The organism is Conexibacter sp. CPCC 205762, from assembly GCF_030646155.1.
Lineage (GTDB): Bacteria > Actinomycetota > Thermoleophilia > Solirubrobacterales > Solirubrobacteraceae > Conexibacter.
Map to the genome: position 1 here is coordinate 247,355 of NZ_JAUTDN010000004.1, position 6,535 is coordinate 253,889.

Below are 6,535 nucleotides of genomic sequence, written 5' to 3' on the forward strand. Positions count from 1 at the left end.
ATCACCTCCCTCTGATCAATGCCCTCACGCGCCCTGCTCGCCAACCTCTCGACCCGCGGCAAGATCGTGCTCGGAGTCGGAGCGCTGGCGATCGTCATCGTCCTCTTCGTGTTGTTCCGGATCGCGACCGCGCCGAGCTACACGACCGTGCTCACCGGCATGGACCCCAAGCAGACCGGCGAGGTGACCTCCGCGCTGGACCAGAGAGGCATCGCCTACGAGCTGCAGAACAACGGCACCGCGCTCGCCGTCCAGAAGGATCAGACGGCGCAGGCGCGGATCGCGCTCGCGACCGCCGGCGTCCCCGCCAGCACCAAGGACGGCTACAAGATCCTCGACGACCAGAAGCTCGGCACCTCGAACTTCCAGCAGCAGGTCAACTACCAGCGCGCGCTCGAAGGCGAGATCGCGCAGACGATCGAGCAGGTCGACGGCGTCACGGGCGCCCAGGTCCAGCTCGTGCTGCCCGACAGAGAGGCGCAGCTGTTCGCCGAGAACACCAGCCCCGCGACCGCGGCCGTGCTGCTGTCGGGCGCGAGCGGCGGTCTCGACGAGGGGCAGGTGCGCGGCATCGCGCAGCTGGTCACCAACTCGGTCCCCGGCCTCAAGAACGACAAGGTCACGATCACCGACAGCTCCGGCACGATGCTGTGGCCGAACTCCGCCAGCGGCGGCGCCGGCGGCGCGACGACGAAGCAGGCGATCGAGGCGCGCTACAACCAGGCGACCGCCGCCGACCTGACCGCGATGCTCGCTCGCACGCTCGGCCCCGGCCTCGCCGAGGTCCAGGTCAAGGCCGACCTCGACGCCAACGAGGCGACGCAGGACAGACTCGTCTACGGCAGAGACGGCACGCCCGTCACGAGAAGAACCGAGGTCGAGTCGCTCGTCGGCAGAGGCGCGAGAGCGGGCGGCACGGCCGGGACCGCCGGCAACATCCCCGGCTACGCCCAGCAGGGCGGCGGCGACTCGGACTACAGACGCGAGACCGAGGACCAGAACTTCGCCGTCAACAGAACCTTCACGCGCACGAGAGTCGCGCCCGGCGCGATCACCAGACAGCAGGTCGCGGTCCTGATCGACAGATCGATCCCGGCCGCGATGCTGCCGCAGGTCAGAGACGCCGTGATGGCGGCCGCCGGCATCGACACGCAGCGCGGCGACGTGCTGACGCTCGGCCAGGTCGACTTCGCGCCGCTGCCGAGACCGGAGGCGGCCAACCCGGTCGACAAGATCTGGGACTACGCCAGATACGCGCTGCTCGGCATGGCCGCGCTCGTCTTCCTCGCGCTCGTCACGCGCCAGCTGCGCAAGCGCGAGAACGAGGCGCTCGGCGCCGAGCCGACCTGGCTCAACGAGATCGAGACGCCGCGTCCGCTGGCTGAGCTGGAGCCGATGCCGCAGCCGGTCGCGCCGACCCAGGTGCTGCCGCTCAGATCGCCCGAGAACCCGGCGCGGATGCAGGTCGAGGAGCTTGTCGAGCGCGACCCGGAGCGCGTCGCGCAGCACGTCCGCGCGTGGATGCAGGAGGACTAGGCGGTCATGGCGATCCAACTTCCAGCGGCGAACGACCCGTCCGCGCCCGCGGTCGGCGAGAACGGCGTGATGCCGGCGCCGCGGCGCCTGCCGCAGAGAACGCAGGTGCGCCTGAGAGGGCGCCAGAAGGCGGCCGTCCTGCTCGTCGCGCTCGGCCCCGAGAAGGCCGCCGAGATCTTCAAGCATCTGCGCGACGAGGAGATAGAGGCGCTCTCGCTCGAGATGGCGAAGATGAACCAGATCGACTACGAGTCGGTCGAGTTCGTCTTCGACGAGCTGGTGGCGACGGTGCAGGCGTACGACTCGCTCGCCGCCGGCGGCGTCGACTACGCGCGCGAGGTGCTCGAGCGCGCGCTCGGCCCCGAGCGCGCCGCGGAGATCATCGGCCGGCTCTCGACCGTGATCGAGATGCGGCCGTTCGAGTTCCTGCGCCGCACCCCGCCGGAGCACATCGTCACCTTCCTGCGCGCCGAGGCGCCGCAGACGATCGCGCTCGTGATCGCGAACCTGCACACGACCCTCGCGGCGCAGGTGCTGGCGCACCTGCCGGAGGAGGAGCAGGCCGACATCGCGCTGCGGATCGCGCGCATGAGCGAGACCCCGCCGGACGTCGTCAAGGAGATCGAGGGCGTCATGCGCCAGAAGCTCGCCTCCGTCGTCCAGCAGGAGTACAGCTCCCAGGGCGGCGTCAAGTCGCTCGCCGAGATCCTCAACTACACCGACCGGCCGACCGAGCGCAACGTGCTCGACACGCTCACCGAGCGTGACGCCGAGCTCGGCGAAGAGGTCCGCCGGCTGCTGTTCGTCTTCGAGGACATCGCCAAGCTCGACGACCGCTCGATCCAGCTCGTGCTGCGCGAGGCCGACCAGAGAGATCTGGCGCTCGCCCTGCGCGCGGTCGACGAGGAGGTCAGAGAGCGGATCCTCGCGAACATGTCCGATCGCGGCGCGACGCTGCTGCGCGAGGAGATGGACTACATGCCGCCGCAGCGCAAGCGCGTGGTCGAGGAGGCGCAGGGTCGCATCGTCGCGATCGTCCGCCGGCTCGAGGACGCCGGCGCGCTCGTGATCGGCCGTGGCGGGAGCGACACCATTGTCTGAGGCGTTCGCCGACGTCTCCGCGTACACGTTCCGGCCGCTGGAGCCGCCGAGACCGATCGCGCTGAGAGACCTGGAGGATCCGATCGCCGAGGCGCGTGCCGAGGCCGAGCGGATCCGCGAGACGGCGCGCCAGGAGGGCTACGCGGACGGTCATGCCGCCGCGCTGGCCGAGGCGCGCCCGGGGCTGGAGGCGGCTGCGGCCGCGCTCCAGCAGGCGATCGCCGGCGTCGACGAGGTGCGCGGCGCGACCGCCGCGCAGGTCGAGCGCGACTCGATCGAGCTGGCGCTGCAGCTGGCCGAGAAGATCGTCGCCGGCGCGCTCGCGGTCGACTCCGAGCGGATCGTCGACGTCGTGCGCGGCGCGCTGCGCCGCCTCTCCGAGCGCCGCCGCGTGACGATCCTCGTCAACCCCGCCGACCTCGAGACCGTCCGCAACGCGGTCGACTCGTTCATCACCAACCTCGGCGGGATCGAGCACTGCGAGGTGCAGGCCGAGCGCCGCATCACGACCGGCGGCGCGATGGTGCGGACCGAGGAGGGCCAGATCGACGCCCAGGTCGCGACGCAGCTCGTGCGCGCGCGTGAGCTGGTCGAGCTGGAGCTGGGCGAGTAGCGATGTCGCCCGAGGACCAGATTCCCGACGCGAACGTCGTCGGCGAGGACGTCGGCGCGACGCTGTCGCACATCGGCACCGTCCTGCGCGCGAGCGACCTCGCCCGCCGCCACGGCCGCGTCAGCGACCTGATCGGCCTCGTCGTCGAGGCGACCGGGATGCAGGCCGAGGTCGGCGAGATCTGCATGGTCAACGGCGACCGCGGCCATCCGCCGGTGCCGGCGGAGGTCGTCGGCTTCCGCGGCCAGCGGACGCTGCTGATGCCGCTCGGCGAGATGCACGGGATCGGCCCGGCGACGACCACCCGCGCGACCGGCTCGCCGTTCCGCATCCGCGTCGGCGACGACCTGCTCGGGCGCGTCATCGACGGCCTCGGCAGACCGATCGACGGGATGCCGCGCGCGACCGGCGGGCGCCCCCGCTCCGCCAACGCCTCTCCGCCCGACCCGCTCGAGCGCCCGCGCATCGACACGCGCGTCGACCTCGGCGTGCGCGCGCTCGACTCGCTCGTCCCCTGCGGCCGCGGTCAGCGCCTCGGCATCTTCGCCGGCTCCGGCGTCGGCAAGTCGTCGCTGCTGGGCATGATCGCCCGCTCGACGACCGCCGACGTCAACGTGATCGCGCTCGTCGGCGAGCGCGGTCGCGAGGTGAAGGAGTTCATCGAACGCGACCTCGGCGACGCGCTCGCCCACTCGGTCGTCGTCGTCGCGACCTCCGACCAGCCGGCGCTCGTGCGCATCAAGGCGGCGTTCACGGCGACCGCGATCGCGGAGCACTTCCGCGATCAGGGCAAGGACGTCATGTTGATGATGGATTCGGTCACGCGTTTCGCGATGGCCCAGCGCGAGGTCGGCCTGGCCATCGGCGAGCCGCCCGCGACGCGCGGCTACACGCCCTCCGTCTTCGCGCAGCTGCCGCGGCTGCTGGAGCGCTCCGGCACCGCCAAGAGAGGGTCGATCACCGGTCTCTACACCGTGCTCGTCGACGGCGACGACATGAACGAGCCGATCGCCGACGCGGTCCGCTCGATCCTCGACGGTCACGTCGTGCTGACGCGCGCGCTCGCGCACGCCTCGCACTACCCGGCGATCGACGTGCTGCAGTCGGTCTCGCGCCTGGTCGGCGAGGTCGTCTCGCCCGAGGTGCGCGCCGCCGGTCAGGCCGTCCGCCAGCTGATGGCGGCCTACAAGGAGAAGGAAGACCTGATCGCGATCGGCGCCTACCAGTCCGGCACCGACCCGACCGTCGACGCCGCGATCGCGCTGCGCCCGCAGATCGACCGCTTCCTCAAGCAGGCCGTCACCGACGCGACGACCGCCGCGCAGGCGGACGCGCTGCTGCTCGACATCGCCGCCCGCATCGGCGAGTTCGGCCTCGGCGATCCCGCCGGCGCCGGCGCGGCCGCCGCCCAGGCGGAGATGCCTGGCGCCGAGGGCGACCCGGCGATACCTGGCCCGCTGAACCTCTAGCCGCGCACCCGCGGCTGCTCCTGCACGCGCCCGCCCGGCCTTCGCCGCGCGGGCGCGTCGTCGTTCCCGGACACCCGCGGGGCGGGTCGCGTCACCGTGCGGTCATACATACGTCCAGGGGGTGAATGTTCTCGCGGACCGGCCGACTACCGGGTCGTGAATCAGTTCACCTTCCGCCTCGAGCGCGTGCGCGCACTGCGCGAGCGCAGCGAGGACCTCGCCAAGCAGGAGCTGGCCGGCGCGATGACGCGGCGCGGCGCCTGCGAGGCCCGCCTGCGCGAGACCGGCGTCGAGCTCGACGCCGCGCGCGACAAGCAGCGCGATCTCAACGCCGGCGCGACGAGCGCCCAGGACCTGATCGCGCGGCAGCTCTACCTCGAGCGCGTCGAGCGCAACCGCACGCTCGGCCAGCAGGAGCTGGTGGCGTCCGAGGCCGAGGTCGAGAACCGTCGCGGCCTGCTGGTCGAGGCCGCTCGCGATCGCCAGGCGCTCGAGCGGCTGAAGGAGAGACGCCGCCTCGACCACGCGCGCGAGCTGGCGCGCGTCGAAGGTGCGGCGATGGACGAGATCGCGCTGACCCTGCACCGCCGGAGAGCCGCGTGAGCATCGCCGCCGTCGAGTCCGCGAGCGCGCTCGCGAGCAGCCCGCAGGCCGCGATCGCCCGCATCGCCGAGCTGCAGCAGCTCGTCGCCCGCGCGCACGGCGTGCAGCCCACGCAGGGCGCCGCCGCGACGCTCGGCACCAGCTTCGCCTCCGCGCTCCAGCAGGCCGGCGTCGGCCAGGCGCTCGGCGCCGCGCCCGCCGCCGGCGGCGGCATCGGCGGGGGCCTCACGACGACGCCCGTCGGCGGCGCGACCGGCAGCCAGCTCGGCGGCACGCCGAGCCCCTACGACGACCTGATCATCGCCTCCGCGCAGCGCAACGGCCTCGACCCCGCGCTGCTGAAGGGCCTGATCCGCGCCGAGTCGGACTTCAACCCGAACGCCGGCAGCGGTGCCGGCGCCGTCGGCCTGACGCAGCTGATGCCGGGCACCGCCGCGTCGCTCGGCGTGACCGACCCGCGCGACCCCGCGCAGTCGATCGAGGGCGGCGCCAAGTACCTCAAGCAGCAGCTCGACGCCTTCGGCGGCGACGTCACGAAGGCGCTCGCGGCCTACAACGCCGGTCCCGGCGCCGTCGCCAGATACGGCGGTGTGCCGCCCTACGCCGAGACGCAGGCCTACGTCCAGCGCGTCCAGCAGTACGCGGCCGAGTACCGCGTCGCGCCCGCCGCGGCGCAGCCGGTCGCCGGCGGCCTGCAGACCGCCGCCCCCGTCTTCACCACGTCCCTGCCCACGACTGGATCGGGATCCATCACATGAGTCTCGTCATTCCGCTGCCGGCGGCGCCACCGCCGGCGAACGCGGGGCCGCCGAAGACCGGCGGCAGATCCGCACCACCCGGCGGCGATCCGTTCGCGTCGGTGCTCGACCAGCAGGCCCGGACCGCCACTGCGGAAGGCCTCGCGAAGCAGCAGGACGCGACCGACGCGAACGCCTCGGCCGGCAACGGCGCAAGCCCTGCCGCCGACCCGTCGCGGCCGGCGGTCACGGATGCCGTGACGCCGAGCGCGGAGGGGACGGATCCCGCCGCGCTCGCAGTCGCGCTCAACCAGCTCCTCAACGGCCAGCCGGCCACGCCGACCGCCTCGACGGCGGCCACGACGCCCGCCGCCACGACGACGCCCGCGCCGCAGCCGGCGACGACCGTCGCGCCCGCGGCGGCCACGCTGCCGGCGGCGGCGACCGGCACGCCGGCCCCGGCGACCGCCCCCGCG

Annotated in this window: 6 protein-coding genes and 1 pseudogene; all 7 read left to right on the top strand. The window is 73.1% G+C overall.

Features of this window, described 5'->3' with window-relative positions; translation table 11 throughout:
• The first annotated feature begins 18 nt into the window (after positions 1-18).
• On the top strand, positions 19-1,536 hold the full coding sequence (gene fliF / locus Q7L73_RS06540; protein ID WP_304687229.1) for a flagellar basal-body MS-ring/collar protein FliF: 1,518 nt from the start codon (positions 19-21) through the stop codon (positions 1,534-1,536).
• A gap of 6 nt (positions 1,537-1,542) precedes the next feature.
• Positions 1,543-2,637, top strand: a complete 1,095-nt coding sequence (fliG, locus tag Q7L73_RS06545; RefSeq protein WP_304687231.1) for a flagellar motor switch protein FliG — start codon at positions 1,543-1,545, stop codon at positions 2,635-2,637.
• On the top strand, positions 2,630-3,250 hold the full coding sequence (locus Q7L73_RS06550) for a FliH/SctL family protein (RefSeq protein WP_304687236.1): 621 nt from the start codon (positions 2,630-2,632) through the stop codon (positions 3,248-3,250). Before fliG ends, Q7L73_RS06550 begins: the two co-directional genes overlap by 8 nt.
• A 2-nt stretch (positions 3,251-3,252) precedes the next feature.
• The gene (locus Q7L73_RS06555) at positions 3,253-4,719 is read left to right on the top strand and encodes a FliI/YscN family ATPase (RefSeq protein WP_304687240.1); all 1,467 of its coding nucleotides are present in this window, start codon (positions 3,253-3,255) and stop codon (positions 4,717-4,719) included.
• A gap of 156 nt (positions 4,720-4,875) precedes the next feature.
• Complete coding sequence (fliJ, locus tag Q7L73_RS06560) at positions 4,876-5,322, top strand: flagellar export protein FliJ (RefSeq protein WP_304687242.1); 447 nt, start codon at positions 4,876-4,878, stop codon at positions 5,320-5,322.
• Positions 5,319-6,080 carry a lytic transglycosylase domain-containing protein gene (locus tag Q7L73_RS06565; protein ID WP_304687244.1) on the top strand — a complete coding sequence of 254 codons (762 nt, stop codon included), beginning with the start codon at positions 5,319-5,321 and terminating at the stop codon, positions 6,078-6,080. The genes fliJ and Q7L73_RS06565 overlap by 4 nt, the downstream gene beginning before the upstream one ends.
• Positions 6,077-6,535: pseudogene (locus Q7L73_RS06570) on the top strand (hypothetical protein); the annotation flags it as partial. The gene Q7L73_RS06565 and the pseudogene Q7L73_RS06570, both read left to right, overlap by 4 nt.

Coding starts and splice junctions, on each gene's coding strand:
- fliF (WP_304687229.1), top strand. CDS start 19: ATGCCCTCACGCGCCCTGCTCGCCAACCTCTCGACCCGCGGCAAGATC.
- fliG (WP_304687231.1), top strand. CDS start 1,543: ATGGCGATCCAACTTCCAGCGGCGAACGACCCGTCCGCGCCCGCGGTC.
- Q7L73_RS06555 (WP_304687240.1), top strand. CDS start 3,253: ATGTCGCCCGAGGACCAGATTCCCGACGCGAACGTCGTCGGCGAGGAC.